General features: G+C 66.4%; 18 protein-coding genes. 11 read left to right on the top strand and 7 right to left on the bottom strand.

The features are described from left to right. Positions 1-8: 8 nt before the first annotated feature. The 7 genes from JWV26_RS06505 to JWV26_RS06475 form a co-directional block, all read right to left on the bottom strand. Complete coding sequence (locus JWV26_RS06505) at positions 9-2258, bottom strand: methyl-accepting chemotaxis protein (RefSeq protein WP_241201279.1); 2250 nt, start codon at positions 2256-2258, stop codon at positions 9-11. A 79-nt stretch (positions 2259-2337) separates the two neighbouring features. Further along, positions 2338-4233: a 1-deoxy-D-xylulose-5-phosphate synthase gene (gene dxs, locus JWV26_RS06500; protein WP_206418671.1), complete on the bottom strand. Its 1896-nt coding sequence runs from the start codon at positions 4231-4233 to the stop codon at positions 2338-2340. Between the two features lie 82 nt (positions 4234-4315). Further along, positions 4316-5266 carry an alpha/beta fold hydrolase gene (locus JWV26_RS06495; RefSeq protein ID WP_206418670.1) on the bottom strand — a complete coding sequence of 317 codons (951 nt, stop codon included), beginning with the start codon at positions 5264-5266 and terminating at the stop codon, positions 4316-4318. A 10-nt stretch (positions 5267-5276) separates the two neighbouring features. After that, on the bottom strand, positions 5277-8549 hold the full coding sequence (locus JWV26_RS06490) for a carboxyl transferase domain-containing protein (RefSeq protein ID WP_206418669.1): 3273 nt from the start codon (positions 8547-8549) through the stop codon (positions 5277-5279). A 146-nt stretch (positions 8550-8695) separates the two neighbouring features. Continuing rightward, the gene (locus tag JWV26_RS06485; RefSeq protein WP_003244023.1) at positions 8696-9583 is read right to left on the bottom strand and encodes a polyprenyl synthetase family protein; all 888 of its coding nucleotides are present in this window, start codon (positions 9581-9583) and stop codon (positions 8696-8698) included. Next, entirely contained in the window at positions 9580-9822 is a 243-nt protein-coding gene (locus JWV26_RS06480) for an exodeoxyribonuclease VII small subunit (protein ID WP_003244024.1), read from the bottom strand. Before JWV26_RS06480 ends, JWV26_RS06485 begins: the two co-directional genes overlap by 4 nt. 202 nt (positions 9823-10024) lie before the next feature. Next, the gene (locus JWV26_RS06475) at positions 10025-10801 is read right to left on the bottom strand and encodes a sulfite exporter TauE/SafE family protein (protein WP_206418668.1); all 777 of its coding nucleotides are present in this window, start codon (positions 10799-10801) and stop codon (positions 10025-10027) included. A 146-nt stretch (positions 10802-10947) separates the two neighbouring features. Here JWV26_RS06475 and pcaQ point away from each other — a divergent pair, with 146 nt between their 5' ends. The 11 genes from pcaQ to JWV26_RS06420 all read left to right on the top strand — a co-directional run bounded on the left by pcaQ (position 10948) and on the right by JWV26_RS06420 (position 20848). Continuing rightward, positions 10948-11880, top strand: a complete 933-nt coding sequence (gene pcaQ, locus JWV26_RS06470; protein WP_206418667.1) for a pca operon transcription factor PcaQ — start codon at positions 10948-10950, stop codon at positions 11878-11880. A 116-nt stretch (positions 11881-11996) separates the two neighbouring features. Beyond that, positions 11997-12716 (top strand): protocatechuate 3,4-dioxygenase subunit beta, encoded by a 720-nt coding sequence (gene pcaH, locus JWV26_RS06465; RefSeq protein WP_072424479.1) that lies wholly within the window; start codon positions 11997-11999, stop codon positions 12714-12716. A 12-nt stretch (positions 12717-12728) separates the two neighbouring features. Then, positions 12729-13337, top strand: a complete 609-nt coding sequence (pcaG, locus tag JWV26_RS06460) for a protocatechuate 3,4-dioxygenase subunit alpha (protein ID WP_206418666.1) — start codon at positions 12729-12731, stop codon at positions 13335-13337. 4 nt (positions 13338-13341) lie between these two features. Further along, entirely contained in the window at positions 13342-14385 is a 1044-nt protein-coding gene (zapE, locus tag JWV26_RS06455) for a cell division protein ZapE (RefSeq protein WP_206419182.1), read from the top strand. Beyond that, positions 14379-15326 carry an AEC family transporter gene (locus tag JWV26_RS06450; RefSeq protein ID WP_072424476.1) on the top strand — a complete coding sequence of 316 codons (948 nt, stop codon included), beginning with the start codon at positions 14379-14381 and terminating at the stop codon, positions 15324-15326. Before zapE ends, JWV26_RS06450 begins: the two co-directional genes overlap by 7 nt. Positions 15327-15430: 104 nt before the next feature. After that, positions 15431-15568 carry a hypothetical protein gene (locus JWV26_RS06445; RefSeq protein WP_206418665.1) on the top strand — a complete coding sequence of 46 codons (138 nt, stop codon included), beginning with the start codon at positions 15431-15433 and terminating at the stop codon, positions 15566-15568. Beyond that, a complete protein-coding gene (locus JWV26_RS06440) occupies positions 15565-16410 on the top strand; it encodes an IclR family transcriptional regulator (protein WP_072424475.1) in 846 nt (281 codons plus the stop codon). The genes JWV26_RS06445 and JWV26_RS06440 overlap by 4 nt, the downstream gene beginning before the upstream one ends. A gap of 131 nt (positions 16411-16541) precedes the next feature. Then, complete coding sequence (locus JWV26_RS06435) at positions 16542-17393, top strand: CoA transferase subunit A (RefSeq protein WP_072424474.1); 852 nt, start codon at positions 16542-16544, stop codon at positions 17391-17393. Further along, positions 17393-18175, top strand: a complete 783-nt coding sequence (locus JWV26_RS06430) for a CoA-transferase subunit beta (protein WP_206418664.1) — start codon at positions 17393-17395, stop codon at positions 18173-18175. Before JWV26_RS06435 ends, JWV26_RS06430 begins: the two co-directional genes overlap by 1 nt. Beyond that, entirely contained in the window at positions 18172-19377 is a 1206-nt protein-coding gene (gene pcaF, locus JWV26_RS06425) for a 3-oxoadipyl-CoA thiolase (protein ID WP_206418663.1), read from the top strand. Before JWV26_RS06430 ends, pcaF begins: the two co-directional genes overlap by 4 nt. Positions 19378-19495: 118 nt before the next feature. Next, on the top strand, positions 19496-20848 hold the full coding sequence (locus JWV26_RS06420; RefSeq protein ID WP_206418662.1) for a 3-carboxy-cis,cis-muconate cycloisomerase: 1353 nt from the start codon (positions 19496-19498) through the stop codon (positions 20846-20848). Positions 20849-20853: the final 5 nt, after the last annotated feature.

Below are 20853 nucleotides of genomic sequence, written 5' to 3'. Positions count from 1 at the left end.
CCGCTCATTCAGCGATGAGTGGCGCTCATGCTCAGATCGCTCTTCATCCTAGGCGGCGCTTGCCAGCCGTGCTGGATCGTCGTGTGCTGATCAGTCTGGGGCTCCTGATGGCTGAGGCGGTTCGCCGTCTTGTGCAGATCGAGCACCAGTTGCGCCAGGACTTGTGCAGCTTGCAGGGTTTCATCTGCGCTCTGGCTACTGCGTTCGGCGGCGCCGGTAATGGCCTGGGCCTGATCGTTGACTGCATGCACCTGCGCCAGTTGAGATTGCATGCCCTGACTCAACTGGCCAAGGCGGCTCTGCATCGCTTCCACTTCGTGCTGGATGCGCGCCAGGGCTGCGGTGGCTTCATCGGAACGCGTCACGCTGCGCTGGGCCGCTTCCTGGCAACTGCGCATGCTGCTCATGCTGTCCAGGGTCTGCTGGCGCACGCTGGCCAGGGTGGTGGTGATCTCTTCGGTCGCTTGCGCCGTGCGCTGCGCCAGATTACGCACTTCATCTGCCACCACCGCGAAGCCGCGGCCGCTGTCGCCGGCACGAGCGGCTTCGATCGCAGCGTTCAGGGCCAGCAGGTTGGTTTGCTCGGCGATGGCGTGGATCGACTCGCTGATGTGCTGGATCTCTTCGGTCTGTCGATTCAGGGCCTGCAGGGATTGGCTGGACTGTTCGATGCGCTCGGCCAGCTGGCTGACTTCCTCGGCATTCTGGTTAACCGCAGCGCTGCCCTGGCGCGTCATGTCCAGGGCCTGTTGCGAGGCGCGTTCGCTGTCGAGGATGTGCGCTGTGGCCTGGCCGATGCTGTGGTTGACCTCGACCATCGCGCGGGCAGTGGAGGTCGCCGCGTTCTGTCCCTGGGTGGCACACTGGCTGGCGTTGATGGCGGTGCGCGTCAGTCCTGTGGAGGTCTGTTGCAGGGCTGCACCGGCAGTGAGGATGCCCTGCATGGTGTGGTCCATCTTGTCGACGAAGCTGTTTACCCAGCCGGCCAGCGCGCCGGCCTCGTCACTGCCGAACAATTCGGGGGCCAGGCGGTTGCTCAGTGGTGCGCCGCATTCGGCGGTTTCCAGGAAGAAGTCCGAGAGAGCCTGGAGCCTGCGCACGCGCGGACGCAGGCTCAAGCCCCAGTAAGCGAACATCATGGCCGCTGTGGCGATCATGCCGGCCTGTACCGCGAAGGCCGGCACCAGTTGCTGCAGTTGCCACTGCAGCAACCCCAAGGCCAGTAGACCAAGGAGCAGGTGGCTGGAAAGCGTGTAGCTGAGGCTGCGCTGACGGTAAACCTCCTCCAGGTCGCCCTCGCACATCAGCCCCCAGGTATCGGGCGAGCCGGGCATCTGCAGGGTCAGTCCGGCGCCGATCACCGGGATGTGCCGGTAATCCGGGTAGCCCGGGTAAAGGGCGAAAAGGTTCCTGCCGTTGCGGATGGTTTCGCGCACCCCCGGGTGCAGCTCGCCCGTTGCTGGATCGGTGAAGCGCAGCTCGAACTCGGTATGGTTCTGCACCCGAACGGTGCCGAAAGCGGTTTTTACGCCCTGTTTCAGGTTGTCGCCGCCGCTGAAGGTATCGTCTTCGAAGCGCGAGCGGGACAGGGCGGTGCCCGGGGCGATCTGCGGGTCATGACGGCTTTGCACCATGAACAGGTAGTTGTCACCCGAGTCGCGGTAGACGTGTCCGGCCTCGCGCTGGATCAGGTCGCTCAGCACGTCGTTGGGAATGCGTGCGCACAGGCAACCGACTACCTTGCCGGCATGGCGTAGCGGTTGATGGAACACCAGGGTAACGGCGTCATGGAACTTGGAGGTGGTCGCACCCAGTTGCCGGGTCACCGGGTCGATATAAGGACCGTGCAGGAAGGGCGCGGCCAGGCCGGTGGCTAGGGCCTTTGCATCGTGGCGCTGACCTGCGCGGGGGGCATGAGTGGAGGCGATAACGAGGCCACTGACGTCCACCACGAACAGCTCGGAGACTTCCGGCATGTGGCTGTGCGCTCTGTGCAGCTCGCTGTTGGCCGTGATGGGCCAGGCCTGCTGCAGGCCACTGGCGATCAGCTCGAGCTCTTGCCAGTGCTGGCGCGCCCAGTTGACCAGCAGGTCGACACGGGTTTGCGCCAAGCCTGCGAAGGTTTTCTCGACTCGCGCCACCTGTCCGGCATTGAGCAGGCATGACCAGCGCATGGCCAGTTTGCCGGTTTTGCCGAACCAGGGCAGCCAGCGCCGTTCCTGTCCGGTGAAGTTCATCTGATGACTGCGTAACGACATGATGCGCCCCTGTCCGCTGCTCAATGCTGAGAGCGTAGCCCAAATATTTTGCAATAATTGGGCCGTGCAGGGCGTCAGATCAGGGCTGTAGCAAGTTCAGGCGTTGGCGTACTGCGTGTTCGATACCGGCTTCGTCGAGGCCGCACTCGGCCAGCATCTGGCTCGGTTTGGCGTGTTCGACATAGTAGTCCGGCAGGCCCAGATGGAGCATCGGCACCTGGCGGTTCTCGGCGGCGAAGAACTCGCCGACCGCGCTGCCGGCGCCGCCCATGATGCTGTTCTCCTCAATGGTCACCAGCAGCGCGTGGCTGCTCGCCAGCTCGCGCAGCAGCGCTTCGTCCAGCGGTTTGACGAAACGCATGTCGACCACCGTGGCGTCCATTGTCTCACCCACGCGCAAGGCTTCGGCCAGTTGCACGCCGAAGGCCAGCAGGGCAACGCCCTTACCCTGGCGGCGCACTACGGCTTTGCCGATTTCCAGTGGCTCCAGGCCAGCATCGAGCGGCGCGTTGGGGCCGCTGCCGCGTGGGTAGCGCACCGCCGCCGGGCCGTCGAACAGGTGGCCGGTGCTGAGCATGCGGCGCAGCTCGTTCTCGTCGCTCGGGGTCATCACCAGCATGCCGGGGATGCAGCGCAGGTAGGAGATATCGAAGCTGCCGGCATGGGTCGGGCCGTCTTCGCCCACCAGGCCGGCGCGGTCGATGGCGAACAGCACGTCGAGGTGCTGCACGGCCACGTCGTGGATCAACTGGTCATAGGCGCGCTGGAGGAAGGTGGAGTAGATCGCCACCACCGGCTTGGCGCCTTCGCAGGCCATGCCGGCGGCCAGGGTCACGGCGTGCTGCTCGGCAATCGCCACATCGAAGTAGCGCTCGGGGAAGCGCTCGGCGAAGGCCACCAGGTCGGAGCCCTCCTTCATCGCCGGGGTGATGCCAACCAGGCGGTTATCGGCTGCGGCCATGTCGCACAGCCACTGGCCGAACACGTTGGAGTATTTCGGGCCGCTTGGCTTCTTCGGGGCGGCGACCGGGGTTACCGGTTCCAGCTTGGTGATGGCGTGGTAGCCAATGGGGTCGGCCTCGGCCGGGGCGAAGCCCTTGCCCTTTTTGGTCACCACATGGAGAAACTGCGGGCCGTCCAGATCGCGCATATTGCGCAATGTGGCGAGCAGGGTCGGCAGGTCATGGCCGTCGATGGGGCCGACGTAGTTCCAGCCCAATTCCTCGAACAGGGTACCGGGTACCAGCATGCCCTTGGCGTGTTCCTCGACCTTGCGCGCGATTTCCCAGGCGCCGGGCAGGCGCGAGAGGATCTTCTTGCTGCCCTCGCGCATGCTGGCGTAGGTGCGGCTGGAGATGATCTTGGCCAGGTAGTTGGACAGGCCGCCGACATTCTTGGAGATCGACATGTCGTTGTCGTTGAGGATCACCAGCATGTTGGCGCCGACGTCGGTAGCGTGGTTGAGCGCCTCGAAGGCCATGCCGGCGGTCAGTGCGCCGTCACCGATCACCGCTACGCTCTTGCGCTTCTCGCCCTTCAGGCGAGCAGCGATGGCCATGCCCAGCGCTGCGCTGATGCTGGTGCTGGAGTGGCCGACGCCGAAGGTGTCGTACTCGCTCTCGCTACGGCGCGGGAAGGCGGCCAGGCCGTCCTTCTGGCGCAGGCTGCCCATGCGCTCGCGGCGGCCGGTGAGGATCTTGTGCGGGTAGGCCTGGTGGCCGACGTCCCACACCAGGCGGTCGTCGGGGGTGTCGAAGACGTAGTGCAGGGCGATGGTCAGCTCGATCACGCCGAGCCCGGCACCGAAGTGCCCGCCGCTCTGGCCGACACTGTAGAGCAGGTACTGGCGCAGTTCGTCGGCGAGGGTTTCCAGGTCCGCTTCGGCCAGGCGGCGCAGTTCGTCGGGCGTGTTGGCGCTGTCGAGCAGCGGCGTCAACGGGCGCTCGCGGGGGATCTCGTGGAAAGTGGTCGGCATCAGGCGAATCGTTATAGGCGTAAAAGATGCGGCAGTTTACCTGATGCCAGGAAAACAGCCCAATCCGCTGTCCATATCGCCGTTACTGGTAGTTTCGTGCGAGGAAGTCCAGCAGCAGGGCGCTGACCCGCTCGCCGCATTCGGCCTGCAGCCAGTGGCCTGCGTCGGGCAGGTCGTGGCGTTCCAGGTGCGGCACCTTGTCGCCCATGCGCTTGAGCGTCGGTGCCTCGAAGCGGCCCACCGGGTCATTCTCCCCGAGCAGGAACAGCGTCGGCTGCGTGATTTGCAGACACGCCAGATGCTCGCTGCGTTGCCAGTTGCGCTCGAAGTTGCGGTACCAGTTCAGCGCGCCGCGAAAGCCGTGGCGCTCGAAGGTGCGCAGGTAGTGGGCGAACATCGCCTCGCTGCACCAGGGTGGCAGCGGCAGGTCGTCCGGCATGCCATCGAACAGCCGCGCATCGGCCGGCTTGTCCGCTGCCAGCAGGGCATCGCCCAGGCCGCCAAGCAGCAGGCGCAGGCTGCGGCCGATGTCGTCGTCCAGTTCGGCCTCGGCCAGCCCCGGTTGCTGGAAGTAGAGGATGTAGTGAAAGCGCCCGGCATAGGCCTCGCGCATCATCTCGATGGCCGGGCGTTTCGGCCGGCCGCCGAAGGGCACCGACAGCGCCCCGAGCACCTTGACCCGCTCGGGCTCCAGCAGCGCCAGATGCCAGGCCACCGGCGCGCCCCAGTCGTGGCCGACCACCGCTACCTCGCCCTGGCCGAGCATGTCCATCGCCGCCTGGATATCGCCGCATAGGGTGAGCAGGTCATAGGCCGTCGGATCGGCCGGTGCGCTGCTGGCGCCGTAGCCGCGCATTTCCGGGGCGAACACGCGATAGCCGGCGGCGGCCAGTGCCTCGATCTGCGGATGCCAGGCGTACCAGCACTCGGGAAAACCATGCAGCAGCCACACCGGCTTGCCGTGCTCGGGGCCGGCGTTGTACAGGCTGAGTTCAATGCCGTTGACGGCGAGCAGGCGGTGATCGATATGCATGGCGATGTCCTTACCAGGTGTCGATGAAGGGACGTTTCTTGCCATCGCGCCGAAGCGGTCGTGGCGCCGCATTGAGACCGCGCAGCAACCAGGCGCGGCTGTCGGCCGGATCGATCACGGCGTCGATCTCCAGATAGCTGGCCATGTTCAGAGCCTTGCCGTTGTCGTAGGCCTTGGCCACCAGCTTGTCGAACAGCGCCTGACGCGCAGCCTCGTCCGGCTGGGCTGCCAGTTCCTTGGCGAAGCCCAGGCGCACGGCACCCTCCAGGCCCATGGCGCCGAACTCGCCGCTGGGCCAGGCGGCAGTGAACAGCGGCGAATGGAAACTGCCGGCGGCCATGGCCTGGGCACCGAGGCCGTAACCCTTGCGCAGCACCAGGGTGAAGAAAGGCACCGTGAGGCTGGCGGCGGTGACGAACAGGCGCGAAACGTGGCGCACCGTGGCCTGCTTCTCCGCCTCCGGGCCGACCATGAAACCGGGGGTGTCGCACAGCGAGACGATGGGCAGGTCATGGGCTTCGCACAGTTGCAGGAAGCGTGCGGCCTTATCGCCGGCCACGGCATCGATGGCGCCGCCCAGGTGCGCGGGATTGTTGGCGATCAGGCCGAAGGGCTTGCCCTCGATGCGGATCAACGCGGTGATCAGACCGGGTGCGAACTGACGGCGCAGCTCCAGCACACTGCCCTCGTCGGCCAGCAGTTCGATCACCTTGCGGATGTCGTACACACGCAGGCGGTTTTCCGGGATCACCTGGCGCAGCTCGCGGGGATCGCTGCACTGCCAGTCGCTCACAGGGCCCTGGAAATACCCCAGGTACTGCTTGGCCACGGCGACCGCTGCGGCTTCGTCCTCCACCAGCACATCGATCACCCCGTTGGGGCCCTGCACGCTGGTCGGGCCGACCTGTTCGGGGGTGAAGCTGCCGAGGCCGCCACCTTCGATCATCGCCGGGCCGGCCATGCCAATGCTGGCGTTACGCGTGGCGATGATCACATCGCAGCAGCCGAGCAGCGCCGCGTTGCCGGCGAAGCAGCGACCGGAGACGACACCCACCGTCGGTACCAGGCCGGAGAGCCTGGCCATGGCGACGAAGGTGTGGCAGTCCAGCCCGGCCACGCCGACGAAGTCGGTATCCCCCGGCCGCCCGCCGCCGCCTTCGGCGAACAGCACCACCGGCAGGCGCCATTGCTCGGCCAGGGCCAGCATGCGGTCGGTCTTCTTGTGGTTCATAACGCCCTGGGTGCCGGCGAATACCGTGTAGTCGTAGGCGATGGCCATGCATCGCGCGGCCTCGCTGCCGAATCGCTCGGCGTTCACCGTGCCGATGCCGGCGACCAGGCCATCGGCCGGACTCAGCTCCAGCAGTTCCTCGGGGGAGCGTCGACGACGCTGGGCGGCCAGTGCCATGGCGCCGTATTCGATAAAGCTGTCTGCATCGAGCAGGTCCGCGAGGTTTTCCCGCACGGTGCGCTGACCGGTCTTGCGCCTTTTCGCCACGGCTTCGGGACGGCGCGCGTCTGTCAGGCGCGCGTGGCGTTCCAGCACTTCGGCCAGGTCGGCGCGGATATGCGCCAGGTCGACCGCCTGCTCGCCATGCTCGGCGAGGCCATCCACCTCGGCAGGTTCCAGGAACGCCAGCGCCTGGCCCTCACCGATGGCGTCACCGGGTACCACGGCCAGCGCACGGACGATGCCGCTGTGCTCGGCCTTGACCTCGAATTCCATCTTCATCGCTTCCAGCACGGCGACGCGCTGGCCTGCGGCCACGGCGTCGCCTTCGGCCACCGCCAGGCTGACCAGCACGCCGGCGCTGGCGGCGGTCAGGGCCAGGGTGCCGGGCGGGGCGTCGACAGTGGCCTTGGCGTTGTGCAGCGCGGTGTCAGTGGCGAAGTAGCGGTGTGGATGGGCCTGCTCGCGAGCGGCCAGCAACTCGCCCAGGTGACGCTCGACATAAGTAGTGTCGACCTGGTTGGCGATCACCGCCTCGCATTGCAGCAGGTTCTGCAGCAGGTGCAGGTTGCTCGCCACGCCGTCGAGGCGGAACTCGCACAGCCCTCGGTAGGCGCGGCGCAGGGCGCCGGGGTAATCGCTGGCGCTGGCAATCAGCTTGGCGATCAACGAATCGTAGGCCGGACTGATGGCGTAGCCGGCATAGCCGCAGCCATCCACTCGCAGACCGGGGCCGCTGGGCGGCTGGTAGGCGCTGAGCGCGCCGCTGGCCGGGCGCGCGCTGCCATCGGCGTGCAGGCTTTCCAGATTCAGGCGCACCTGCACGGCATAGCCCTTGGTCGCCGGTGGCGTGAGCAGGTTCAGCTCGGCCAGGCTTTTGCCGGCGGCCAGGTGCAGTTGCGTTTGCAGCAGGTCGACACCGGTGACCTGCTCGGTGACGGTGTGCTCCACCTGCACGCGCGGGTTGGCTTCCATGAAATAGAAGCGCCCTGGCTGGTCTAGGTCGAGGAGGAACTCGAAGGTGCCGATGCCGCGATACTGCACCTCGGCCGCCAGGCGCAGGGCGCTGGCGATGATGGCGTCACGGGTGGACGCATCCATATCTGGGCTGGGCGCGATCTCCACCAGCTTCTGGTGGCGGCGTTGCAGGCTGCAGTCGCGCTCCCACAGATGGCTGACCGCGCCGCTGCCGTCACCGAGCACCTGCACTTCGATATGCCGGGCGCGGCGCACGCGCTTTTCCACGTACAGCGCGCCACTGCCGAAGGCGCCCTGAGCCTCGGAGGCGCAGCGGGTAAAGGCCTCGGCCAGTTGCGCCGGATCGTCCACTGCACGCATGCCGCGCCCGCCACCGCCGGCCAGGGCCTTGAGCATCACGCTGCCGTGTTCGGCTTGGAAGGCGGCGGCCTGCTCCAGCGTCACCGCCTGGTTGATGCCGGGCACCAGTGGTACGTCGCAGTGCTGGGCGAGATCACGGGCGGCGGCCTTGTCGCCGAACAGTTGCAGGGTTTCGGGCGTCGGGCCGACGAAGGTCAATCCGACCGCCTGGCAGCGGCGTGCGAACTCAGCGTTCTCGGCGAGGAAACCATAGCCTGGGTGTATGGCTGCACAGCCCTGCTCGCGGGCGATGGCAATGAGCTGATCTATATCCAGATAGGCCGTCGGGCCGCGTCCAGCCAGCGCCACGGCCAGGTCGGCCTTTCGCGTGTGCAGGCAGGCGCTGTCGTCCTCGGCGTATACCGCCACGCTGCGGATACCGAGGTCGGCGCAGGCCTGGGCGATGCGAATGGCGATCTCGCCACGGTTGGCGATCAGCAGGGCGGGGAAGGGCATGGCGGCTCCAGACGTCTTGTCGTTATGGAGCCATCTTAGGAGGCTGGTCGCAGGGGTAAAGCAAGCCTTATGCGGCGATCATGCCGACATAGATGCCAATGATGATGCCGAGCGTAGGGTGCGCCGTGCGCACCAGCGCTTACCTGCTAGCTGCGCCGTTCGACGATATAGCGCGCCAGTTCGCGCAGCGGCTCGGCCTGGCTGCCGAACGGGCGCAGCACGTGCAGGGCCTGGTCGCGCAGTTCCAGGGCATAGTCCTTGGCTGCGTCGAGGCCGAGCAGGGCGGGGTAGGTGGGCTTGTCGTTGGCCTCGTCCTTGCCCTGGGTCTTGCCCAGGGTGGCGGTGTCGCTCTCCACGTCGAGAATGTCGTCCTGCACCTGGAAGGCCAGACCGACGGCGCGGGCGTACTGCAGCAGTGCCTTGAGGCTGAGTTCGTCGGCGTTGCCGCTGGCCAGGGCGCCGAGCAGTACGCTGGCTTCGATCAGCGCGCCGGTCTTGTGCCGGTGCATGGTTTCCAGCGCCGCCTGGTCGAGCTGCTGCCCCACCGAGCCGAGGTCGATGGCTTGGCCGCCAACCATGCCGGCCGGCCCAGCTGCGCTGCTCAGGGCATCGATCATCTGCAGACGCACTTCGGCGTCCTGCGGGTTGCGCCGGCGGTCGGCGAGCACCTCGAAGGCCAGGCTCTGCAGGCCGTCACCGGCGAGGATGGCACTGGCCTCGTCGAAGGCCTTGTGAGTGGTGGGTTGGCCGCGGCGCAGATCGTCGTCGTCCATCGCCGGCAGGTCGTCGTGCACCAGGGAATAGGCGTGGATCAGCTCCACCGCGCAGGCGGCGCCATCGGCGCGATCGAGATTGCCATCCAGCGCTTCGCAGGCGGCATACACCAGCAGCGGGCGCACGCGCTTGCCGCCGTTCATCACGCTGTAGCGCATCGCCTCGTACAGACGCTGCAGCTCGGCACGGGGAGGCTGGAACAGCGGCTCGAGGGCGGCGTCGACCCGTGCCTGGCAGCTCGCCTGGTAGGCCTTGATCATGCGGTCGGGTCCGCGTCGAAGGGAGCCGGCTCCAGCTCGCCATCGCGTTCCAGGAGGATCTGCACCTTCTGCTCGGCCTGAGCCAGGGCGGCCTGGCATTCACGGGTCAGGCCGATGCCCTGCTCGAAAGCAGTCAGCGAGTCTTCCAGCGACAGCTCGCCGCTCTCCAGGCGCTCGACCAGAGTCTGCAACTCGGCGAGGGAGTGTTCGAAGTCGGGGGCGGCTTTCTTGCGGGCCATGGCGGCGAGTCTCGGGCAGCTTGGAAACCGCGCGACACTAGCAGAGCTAGGCCACTCGGGCAAATCAGTGGGCCTTGCAGGGAGCAATTGAAAGGCGTTGAAAGCTGCTCTCTGTAGGAGCGGATTTATCCGCGAAATTCGCAGCTGAAGCCGCTCCTACGGAAGGCGCCTGGGATGCCCAGCTGCGGGAGTGCCGTGATTTTCAGGCGGCGAAGTAGGTGCTCCAGAAGTAATACAGGGTCATCGTGCTACCGACCAGAATGACGAAGCTGCGTAGCAGTGCCGGCGGCAGCTTCTCGCCCAATGCGCCGCCAGCGTAACCGCCGATGGTGGCGCCAGTTAGCAGGACGGCCAACTCGTACCAGCTGACCCGGCCGGCGATGACGAAGGTCAGCGTGGCGATGCTGTAGATCACCGCCGAGATCAGGTTCTTCAGTGCGTTGGCACGGGCCAGCGGGTGACCTTCGATGGAGAATGCGGCGAGCTGCAGGATGCCCATGCCGGCGCCGAAGTAGCCGCCATAGATTGACACGCTGATATGCGCGCCCAGCGACATCGGCGTATGCGGCGGATGTACGGATGTCTTGTTCTTGCGCCGCTCGGATAGCCAGCGACCCAGCCAGGGGCTGGCGGCGAACAGTGCGGTGGCCGCTAGCAGCAGCCAGGGGATCAGCACGCGGAAAACGTCGTCGCCACCCGCCAGCAGCAACAGACCGCCCAGCAGACCGCCGGCCAGACCGGCCAACAGCAGTGGAAGCAGATAACGACCCAGCGGCCGCAACGAGGCACGCGCTGCCCACGCACCAGCCAGGCTGGCCGGCCACAATGCCACCGCGTTGGTGGCATTGGCGGTCACCGGTGGTAGGCCGGCGGCGAGCAGGGCGGGGAAGGAGAAAAAGGTGCCACCGCCAGCCAGGGCATTCATACCTCCGGCGGCGAAACCGGCGAGGGCTAACAGCAGCAGATCGGACAGAGACATCAGGCAGGCTCGCACAAAAAAGGTGCAGCATAGAGCTGACCCCTCGGTCAGCCAAGTGCGACCAAAGTGACCAACCTGCCAATTGTCGTCTGTGCCAGGCCTGTGCTTTGCGGCATCATCGCGGGCATCTGTTTTCGGTGCCCGCGATGAACATCGACACCCGTATCAAATTCCGTCACCTGCTGTGCTTTCTCGAGATCGCCCGCCAGCGCAGTTTCGCCAAGGCGGCCGATGCCTTGGCGATCAGCCAGCCGGCGATTTCCAAGACGCTCAAGGAACTGGAGGAGATTCTCGCCGCCAGTTTGTTCGAGCGCAGCAAGAGTGGCGTGACCCTGACGGCCGCCGGCGTAGCCTTTATGCGTTACGCCGGGCCCTGCGTGCAGGCGCTGCGCGATGGGGTGAACAGCCTGCGCGAGGGTGAGCACGAGGCCGGCCAGGTGCGAGTCGGCGTGCTTTCTACGGTAGAGAGCCTGCTGATTCCCGAGGTGGTGCGGCGTCTGCATCAGCGTCACGCGGCGCTGGTGGTCAGCGTCGCCACCGGACCGGGTGCCTACCTGCTCGGTCAGTTGCGCGTTGGCGAGCTGGATCTGGTGGTCGGGCGCATGACTGACAGCCCGGACATCCAGGGTCTGACCTTCGAGCACCTGTACAGCGAATCGATGAGTCTGGTGGTGCGTCCCGGTCATCCACTGCTGGCTGCCGGCGCCGCCGCGCTGGGACAGCTTGGCGATTACCCACTGGTGCTGCCGACGGCCGGCACCACCATCCGCAAGCATGCCGACAGCCTGTTCGTGCAGTGCGGGGTGACGCCTTCGCGGCAGCGCCTGGAAACCCTGTCGCCGGCGCTGAGTCGGCGCTACGTGCTGTCCGGCGATGCGCTGTGGGTGGCGCCGCAGGACGCGGTGTGCCTGGACGTGCAGCGCGGCGAGCTGGTCGAGCTGCAGCTGGGCGTGCAGGAACCAGGCGGCTCGGTGGGCATCTGCCGCAACAGCGCGCTGGCCCTGCCGCTGGCCGCCGAGCAGTTCTGCGCGGCGCTGCGTGAGGTGGCCGAAGCCTACCGCGAAGGGCTTTTTTCATAACCATTTGGTTATGGATAGACGGCGTCTTTTCAATATTCCCCGCGTCTGCTTTGTCGGAAACTGTGTTTCAGCCTGATCCCAGGTCGACTCCACAATACTCACAACAGGAGCGCACCATGCCTGCCGAGGACAATCGCCGTTTCGTCATTCGTGACCGCAACTGGCACCCCAAAGCCCTGACGCCCGATTACAAGACCTCCATCGCCCGCTCGCCGCGTCAGGCGTTGGTAAGCATCCCGCAGTCGATTTCCGAAACCACCGGCCCGGACTTCTCGCACCTCAAGCGTGGTGAGCACGACAACGACCTGCTGCTCAACTTCAACAACGGTGGCCTGCCCATCGGCGAGCGCATCATCGTTTCCGGGCGGGTGATGGATCAGTACGGCAAGCCGATCCCGCATACCCTGGTGGAGATGTGGCAGGCCAACGCCGGCGGCCGCTACCGCCACAAGAACGACCGCTACCTGGCGCCGCTCGACCCCAACTTTGGCGGCGTCGGCCGCGCGCTGACCGACAGCGAAGGTCGCTATATCTTCCGCACCATCAAGCCCGGCCCCTACCCCTGGCGCAATGGCCCCAACGACTGGCGCCCGGCGCATATCCACTTCTCGCTCAACGGCCCGTCGATCGCCACGCGTCTGATCACTCAACTGTATTTCGAGGGCGATCCGCTGATCCCGCTGTGCCCGATCGTCAAGTCGATCGCCAACCCGGACGCGGTGCAGACGCTGATCGCCAAGCTGGACATGAGCACGGCCAACCCCATGGACTGCCTGGCCTACCGTTTCGATATCGTGCTGCGTGGCCAACGCCAAACCCATTTCGAGAACAAATAAGGAGGGATGACCATGCCTGTTGAACTGCTGCCGGAAACCCCTTCTCAAACCGCCGGCCCTTACGTGCACATCGGCCTGGCCCTCGCCGCTGCCGGCAACCCGACCCGTGAGCAGGAAATCTGGAATCAGATGGCGGGGCCCGACGCGCCCGGCGAGCACATCGTGCTGGTTGGCCATGTCTATGACGGCAACGGCCACCTGGTGCGCGACGCCTTTCTCGAGCTGTGGCAGGCCGACCATCAGGGCCGGTACGACGAGGAGTACGACCAGTCCAAGCCGTTCAACGGTTTCGGCCGTACCGCCACCACCTTCGATGCCGGTAGCGAGTGGACCGCCTATACGGTCAAGCCGGGCGTGGTGCACAACGCCGCTGGCGTGCCGATGGCGCCGCACGTCAACGTCGCGCTGTTCGCCCGTGGCATCAATATTCACCTCAACACTCGCCTGTATTTCGAGGACGAGGCCGAGGCCAACGCCAAGGACCCGGTGCTCAACCTGATCGAGCAGCCGCAACGCCGTGAGACGCTGATCGCCAAGCGCTGCGAGGTGGACGGCAAGCCGGCCTACCGTTTCGATATCCGTATCCAGGGGGACGGCGAGACAGTGTTCTTTGACTTCTGACCCGGTGGCGCCCGCCGAGGCGGTGCGCCGTCACTTCGACCGCGAGCTGGCGGCCCGGGGCTTTCGCGCCGACCCCGCCCAGCAGCGGGCCATCGCCCAACTTGCCGACTGGCTGGGCGCGCAGCTGGCGCCCAAGCGGCGCTGGCGGCGTCCGGCTGCGGGTGTCTACCTGTGGGGCGGTGTCGGGCGCGGCAAGAGCTTCGTCATGGATTGCCTGTTCGCCGCCGCGCCGGTGGCGAACAAGCGCCGGGTGCACGTGCACGGTTTTCTCCAGGAGCTGCAACAGCGCCTGAACGCCTACAGCGGCCAGCCCGAGCCGCTGGCCCGGGTCGCCACCGACCTGGCCGGCGAAGCGCGCCTGCTGTGCTTCGATGAATTCCATGTGCACGACATCGGCGACGCCATTCTCCTCGGGCGCCTGCTCGAATGCCTGCTGCGTGAAGGCGTGGCGTTGGTGTTCACGTCCAATTTCGCACCGGCCAGGCTGTGCCCGAACCCGCTCTATCATGTACGCTTCAGGCCGTTCATCGCGTTGCTGCAGCGCCATTGCCAGCTACTCGAACTGGACGCCGGCGAAGACTATCGCCAGCGCACCCGGCACGATTGGGGGCGCTTCATCCAGGCGCCTGCCGAGCGGGCCGACAGCCTGTTGTGCCGCGCCTTGCAGATCGTGGCGGGCGAGGGCGGCGAGCTGGAACTGAACCGCCGCTCGTTCGCCCTGCGGGGGCGAAGCGGGCAGGGGATCTGGCTGGATTTTTCGGCGCTGTTCGAGGTGCCGTCATCGACCGCGGATTACCTGTGGTTGTGCGAGCATCTCGCTTGCGTCGCCGTCAGTAACGTTCCGCCGCTGCATCGGCTGTCACTGGATGTGCAGCAGCGGGTGATCAATTTCATCGATGTTGCCTACGACAGTGGGGTGGTCCTGCTGCTCGCCAGCGAGTCGAGCCTGGAGCAGGTGTGCGCCGGTATCGGCACCAGCGATTTCAGCCGCACCCGCAGCCGTTTGCAGCAACTGTCCAGCTCTGTGGAGAACTGCGTCGCGTGTTAGCCGTACTCAGCATTACCGCACCGATTTTCATCCTGATCGGTCTGGGTTTCGTGTCGGTACGGGGTGGTCTGGTCAACCGCGAACAACTGCGCGGCATGGGCACCTTCGTCATCACCTTCGCCCTGCCCGCCCTGGTATTCAACGCCCTGGCCAAGCGGCCGCTGAGTGAGGTGCTCAACGTGCCGTACATGGGCGCCTATGCCCTGGGCTCGCTGGCGATCTTCGCCATCGGTTTTACCGTGGCCTTCGGGTTGCGCCGGCAGGGCGTGTCGCGCAGCGCGATCATGGCCCTTGGCGTGTCGGTGTCCAACAGCGGTTTCATCGGTTACCCGATCGCGCTTACGGTGCTGGGCGAGCAAGCTGCCGTGGCGCTGGCCCTGGGCATGCTGGTGGAAAACCTGCTGATGATCCCCCTGGCCCTGATGCTCGCCGAGGGCGGGCAGCAGCAGGCGCAGTCGAAGTGGGCGGTGCTGGGTGAAACCCTCAAGCGCCTGCTGAAGCATCCGATCATCATCGGTATCAGTCTGGGCCTGGTTGTCTCGTTGCTGGGGATCGACCTGCCGACCCTGCTGAGCCGGCCCATCGACATGCTGGCCAGTGCCTCGGCGCCGGTGGCGCTGTTCGTCATCGGCGGCACCCTGTACGGCATGAAGGCCAATGGCGTGTGGCGCGAGGTGGCGCAAATCAGCCTGGCCAAGCTGCTGTTGCACCCGCTGGCGGTGTTCACCGCACTGATGCTGATGCCCGGTATCGAGCCGCACATGCTGGTGGCCGGGGTGCTGTTCGCCAGTGCGCCGATGCTGAGCATCTACCCGATAATGGGCCAGCGCTTCGGCCTCGAGGAACGTTGCGCGGCGGCGCTGGTCGGGGCGACCGTGTTGGCGTTCTTCACTATCAGTGCGCTGATCGGCTTCATCGAATTCCGCGGGCTGCTCGCGTAAGCAGTGGCGAACCCCGCCCGCGCCCCGAGGGGTACCTGACCGTAACGGCCGGGGCTGGGCGGCGGCAAGGGTATTGAGCCTCGTAGCCCGGATGAAATCCGGGAATGACTGACACGATGGCCCAGGATTGCATCCGGGCTACAGAAGTGTCGTTCGCTGTTTCGCTCAGCATGTTTGCGATTACCGCACAAGGGTTCGATAATCGCCAGGTGCTGTTCATCGCCGTTTCGGAGTCATCATGAGCGAAACCCGTCCGCCGCTTACCAGTCTTGCTCCGCCGCCCTACGTATCGCCGGCCAAGCGTATCGAAGAGTTCGCTGGCGACCCCAACTTCATGACTTCCCTGGCCCGTGGCCTGGCGGTGATCAACGCCTTTCAGGAGCGCAAGCGCCACCTGACCATCGCGCAGATCAGCCACCGTACCGAGATTCCCCGCGCCGCGGTGCGCCGCTGTCTGTACTCGCTGATGAAGCTGGGCTACGTCACCACCGACGGGCGCACCTATTCGCTGCTGCCCAAGGTGCTGACTCTGGGGCACGCTTACCTGTCGTCGACGCCGCTGGCGGTGTCCGCCCAGCCCTATCTCGACCGCTTGAGCGAGCAACTACACGAGGCCTGCAACCTGGCCACCCTGGAAGGCGAGCAGGTGCTCTACATCGCCCGCTCGGCGATTCCGCAGCGGCTGATCTCGGTGGACCTGAGCGTCGGCAGCCGCCTGCCGGCCTACTGCACGTCGATGGGGCGCATCCTGCTGGCCGCGCTGGACGACGACCAACTGCAGGACTACCTGGCTCACGCCGAGCTGCAGCCCAAGACCAGTCGCACCCTGCACACCCCCGAAGCGCTGTGGGAATGCCTGCAGCGCGTGCGCCATCAGGGCTGGTGCGTCGTCGATCAGGAGCTGGAGCAGGGCCTGCGTTCGCTGGCAGTGCCGGTATACGACTCGGCCGGCCACGTGCTGGCGGCGATGAACGTCAGCACCCACGCCGGTCGTGTGCCGGTCAGCGAGCTGGAGAAGCGTTACCTGCCGCTGATGTTGTCGGCCAGTCGAGAGTTGAGCGGGCAGTTGTTCCGCGCGGTGTAGGTGTTCGAAGGTGTTCGATAATCGCCCTATATGGCGATTATCGGATTGTTCTCTTCAGGGTCAGTTTTTAATGTGGCAGGTATCCACCGCGCTCGCTTCGGTGGCGCCTGCAACCTGACGAGAACAATACGATGGCCGACATCATCACGCTGCGCGACGCCATTTCGCGCCATGTCCAGGACGGCGATTGCGTCGCCCTCGAAGGCTTCACCCACCTGATTCCCACTGCTGCCGCTCATGAGCTGATCCGCCAGGGCAAGAAAGACCTGCACCTGGTGCGCATGACCCCGGACCTGGTCTACGACCTGCTGATCGGCGCCGGTTGTGCGCGCAAGCTGACCTTCTCCTGGGGCGGCAACCCCGGCGTCGGTTCGCTGCACCGCCTGCGCGACGCGGTCGAGAAGCACTGGCCGCACAAGCTGGAAATCAGCGAGCACAGCCACGCCGCCATGGCCAACGCCTACGTCGCTGGTGCCTCCAACCTGCCGTTCGCCGTGCTGCGCGGTTACCAGGGCTCCGACCTGGTCAAGGTCAACCCGGAGATCAAGTTCATCGAATGCCCGTTCACTGGCGAGAAGCTGGCCGCGATCCCCAGCGTGCGTCCGGACGTCACCGTGATCCACGCGCAAAAGGCCGACCGCAAGGGCAACGTGCTGATCCAGGGCATCCTTGGCGTGCAGAAGGAAGCCGCCCTGGCCGCCAAGCGCTGCATCGTCACGGTCGAGGAAATCGTCGACGACCTGCAGGCGCCGATGAACGCCTGCGTGTTGCCGACCTGGGCCATCAGTGCGGTCTGCGTGGTGCCCGGCGGTGCCCATCCGTCATACGCCCATGGCTACTACGAGCGTGACAACCGCTTCTACCAGGCCTGGGACCCGATTGCCCGTGGCCGCGACACCTTCACCGCCTGGATCGATGAGTACATCCGTGGCACCGAGGATTTTGCGCAGTACCAGGCGAAAGTGAATGGGGAGGCCAAGTGATGAGCGCATTCAACACCAATGAAATGATGACCGTGGCTGCCGCTCGCCGCCTCGGCAATGGCAGCGTGTGCTTCGTCGGCATCGGCCTGCCGTCCAAGGCCGCCAACCTGGCGCGCCTGACCCATGCACCGGAAGTGGTGCTGATCTATGAATCCGGCCCGATTGGCGCCAAGCCGAGCGTGTTGCCGCTGTCCATCGGTGACGGCGAGCTGGCCGAAACCGCCGACACCGTGGTGCCGACTGGCGAGATCTTCCGCTACTGGCTGCAGGGCGGGCGTATCGATGTCGGCTTCCTTGGCGCCGCCCAGGTCGACAAGTACGGCAACATCAACACCACCGTGATCGGCGACTACCACGCGCCGAAAGTGCGCTTGCCGGGTGCCGGTGGCGCGCCGGAAATCGCCGGCAGTGCGAAGAAAGTGCTGATCATCCTCAAGCAGGGCCACCGCACCTTCGTCGACAAGCTGGCCTTCATCACTTCGGTCGGCCACGGCGAGGGCGGCGACCACCGCAAGCGCCTGGGCCTGCCGGGCGACGGGCCGGTGGCGATCATCACCGACCTGTGCATCATGGAGCCGGAAGCCGGCACCAACGAATTCATCGTCACTTCGCTGCACCCGGGTGTGACCCGCGAGCAGGTGATCGAGAACACCGGCTGGCAGATTCGCTTCGCCGACAGCGTGACCACTACCGAGGCGCCGACTGCCGAGGAGCTGGCTGCACTGCGTGACCTGGAAGCGCGCACCGCCGCCGCCCACGGCCAGGCCGGAGGTGAAGAATGAGCCGCGACGTTTTCATCTGCGACGCCATCCGCACGCCGATTGGCCGCCTCAATGGCGCGCTGTCGGCGGTGCGCGCCGACGACCTGGCGGCGATTCCGCTCAAGGCGTTGGTCGAGCGCAACCCGCAGGTCGACTGGTCTGCCGTCGATGAAGTGTTCATGGGCTGCGCCAACCAGTCCGGCGAGGACAACCGCAACGTGGCGCGCATGGCGCTGCTGCTCGCCGGCCTGCCGGAAACGGTGCCGGGCGTGACCCTCAATCGCCTCTGCGCCTCGGGCATGGAGGCGGTCGGTGCTGCCTTCCGCGCCATTGCCTCGGGTGAGATGGAATTGGCCATCGCTGCTGGCGTCGAGTCCATGACCCGCGCCCCCTACGTGATGGGCAAGGCCGACAGCGCCTTTGGCCGTGGCCAGAAGCTGGAAGACACCACCCTGGGCTGGCGCTTCGTCAACCCGTTGATGAAAGCGCAGTACGGCGTCGACCCGATGCCGGTCACCGGTGACAACGTCGCCGAGGACTACGGCGTCAGCCGCGCCGATCAGGATGCCTTCGGCCTGCGCAGCCAGCAGCGTGCGGCGGCGGCTCAGGAGAGCGGTTACTACGCCGAGGAAATCGTCCCGGTAGTGATCAAGACCAAGAAGGGCGAGATCGTCGTCGACCGTGACGAGCACCCGCGTGCCGACACCACCGCCGAAGGCCTGGCCAAGCTCAAGCCGGTCAATGGCGAAGGCAAGACCGTCACCGCCGGCAACGCCTCGGGCCTCAACGATGGCGCCTCGGCGATGATTCTGGCCTCTGCCGAAGCCGTTCAGAAGTACGGCCTCAAGCCGCGCGCCAAGGTGCTGGGCATGGCCAGCGGCGGCGTGGCGCCACGCATCATGGGCGTCGGCCCGGTACCGGCGGTGCGCAAGCTGCTGGCGCGGCTGAACCTGAACGTCGAGCAGTTCGACGTGATCGAGCTGAACGAAGCCTTCGCCGCTCAAGGCCTGGCCGTGATCCGCGACCTCGGTTTGCCGGACGACAGCCCCAAGGTCAACCCGAACGGCGGCGCCATCGCCCTCGGCCACCCGCTGGGCATGAGCGGCAACCGCCTGGTACTGACCGCCGTGCATCACCTGGAGAAGACCGGCGGCAAGCTTGGTCTGGCGACCATGTGCGTGGGCGTGGGGCAGGGTTTGGCGCTGGCGATTGAGCGGGTGTGAATGACATCTGTAGGGTGGGTCGGGTGGCGATCCGTTTTAGCCCATCCTACGCGCTGTGCTTACCACCGCCGGTTGATGCCACACTTAGCCGTATATTTCTTCCAGGAGCGTTTCGCTCGTGAGCAACCAACTTTTCGATGCCTATTTCACCGCCCCGGCCATGCGCGCGATTTTCTGCGACGCCGGCCGGGTGCAGGGCATGCTCGACTTCGAGGCCGCGCTGGCGCGGGCCGAGGCACTTGCGGGGCTGATCCCCGCCGAGGCCGTGGCGCCCATCGAGGCCGCCTGTAAAGCTGAGCTCTACGATTACCCGGCGCTGGCCCAGGCCATCGCTACCGCCGGCAACTCGGCGATTCCGCTGGTCAAGGCCCTCGGTAAACGTATCGCCGCCAGCGATGCCGAGGCCGAGCGCTACGTGCATCTCGGCGCCACCAGCCAGGACGCCATGGACAGCGGCCTGGTGCTGCAGCTGCGCGCCGCTATCGACCTGATCGAAAGCGATCTCGCCACCCTGGCCGATGCCCTGGCGGCGCAGGCCGAGCGGCATGCCGACACGCCGCTGGCCGGACGCACCTGGCTGCAGCAGGCCACCCCGGTGACCCTGGGCATGAAGCTGGCCGGCGTGCTCGGCGCCATCACCCGCCATCGTCAGCGCCTCGCCGAGCTCAAGCCGCGCCTGCTGTGCCTGCAGTTCGGCGGCGCCTCGGGTAGCCTGGCGGCGCTCGGCGAGCAAGCCTGGCCGGTGGCCGAGGCGCTGGCCGCCGAGTTGCAGCTGACCCTGCCCGAGCAGCCCTGGCACACCCAGCGCGACCGCCTGGTGGAATTCGCCAGCCTGCTCGGGCTGATCGCCGGCAGCCTGGGCAAACTCGGCCGCGACCTCAGCCTGCTGATGCAGACCGAAGCCGGCGAGGTGTTCGAGCCTTCCGCGCCGGGCAAAGGCGGCTCGTCGACCATGCCGCACAAGCGCAACCCGGTGGGTGCCGCGGTGCTGATCGGCGCCGCTACTCGCGCGCCGGGCCTGGTGGCGACGATGCTGGCCGCCATGCCGCAGGAGCACGAGCGCAGCCTCGGCCTGTGGCATGCCGAGTGGGAAACCCTGCCGGAGCTGTGCTGCCTGGTCTCCGGTGCGCTGCAGCAGGCGCAGCTGGCGGTGCCGGGGCTGGAAGTGGACGCGGCGCGCATGCGCACCAACCTCGAACTGACCCAGGGCCTGGTGTTGGCCGAGGCGGTGAGCATCGCCCTGGCCCAGCGCATCGGTCGCGACGCCGCCCATCATCTGGTCGAGCAGTGTTGCCGCCAGGCGGTGCAGCAGGGTGTGCACCTGCGCGCGGTGCTCGGCGCCAATGCCGAGGTCAGCGCAGAGCTGTCCGCCGCCGAGCTGGAGCGCCTGCTCGATCCGGCCCATTACCTGGGACAGGCCCGCCGCTGGGTGCAGCGGGCCGTCGCCGAACACACGCAATTTTCGCGTTAGGAGTT

The organism is Ectopseudomonas toyotomiensis, from assembly GCF_017167985.1.
GTDB lineage: Bacteria > Pseudomonadota > Gammaproteobacteria > Pseudomonadales > Pseudomonadaceae > Aquipseudomonas > Aquipseudomonas toyotomiensis.
Note: the sequence above shows the minus strand (reverse complement) of the source record. Positions and strands in the feature narration are given on the sequence as shown.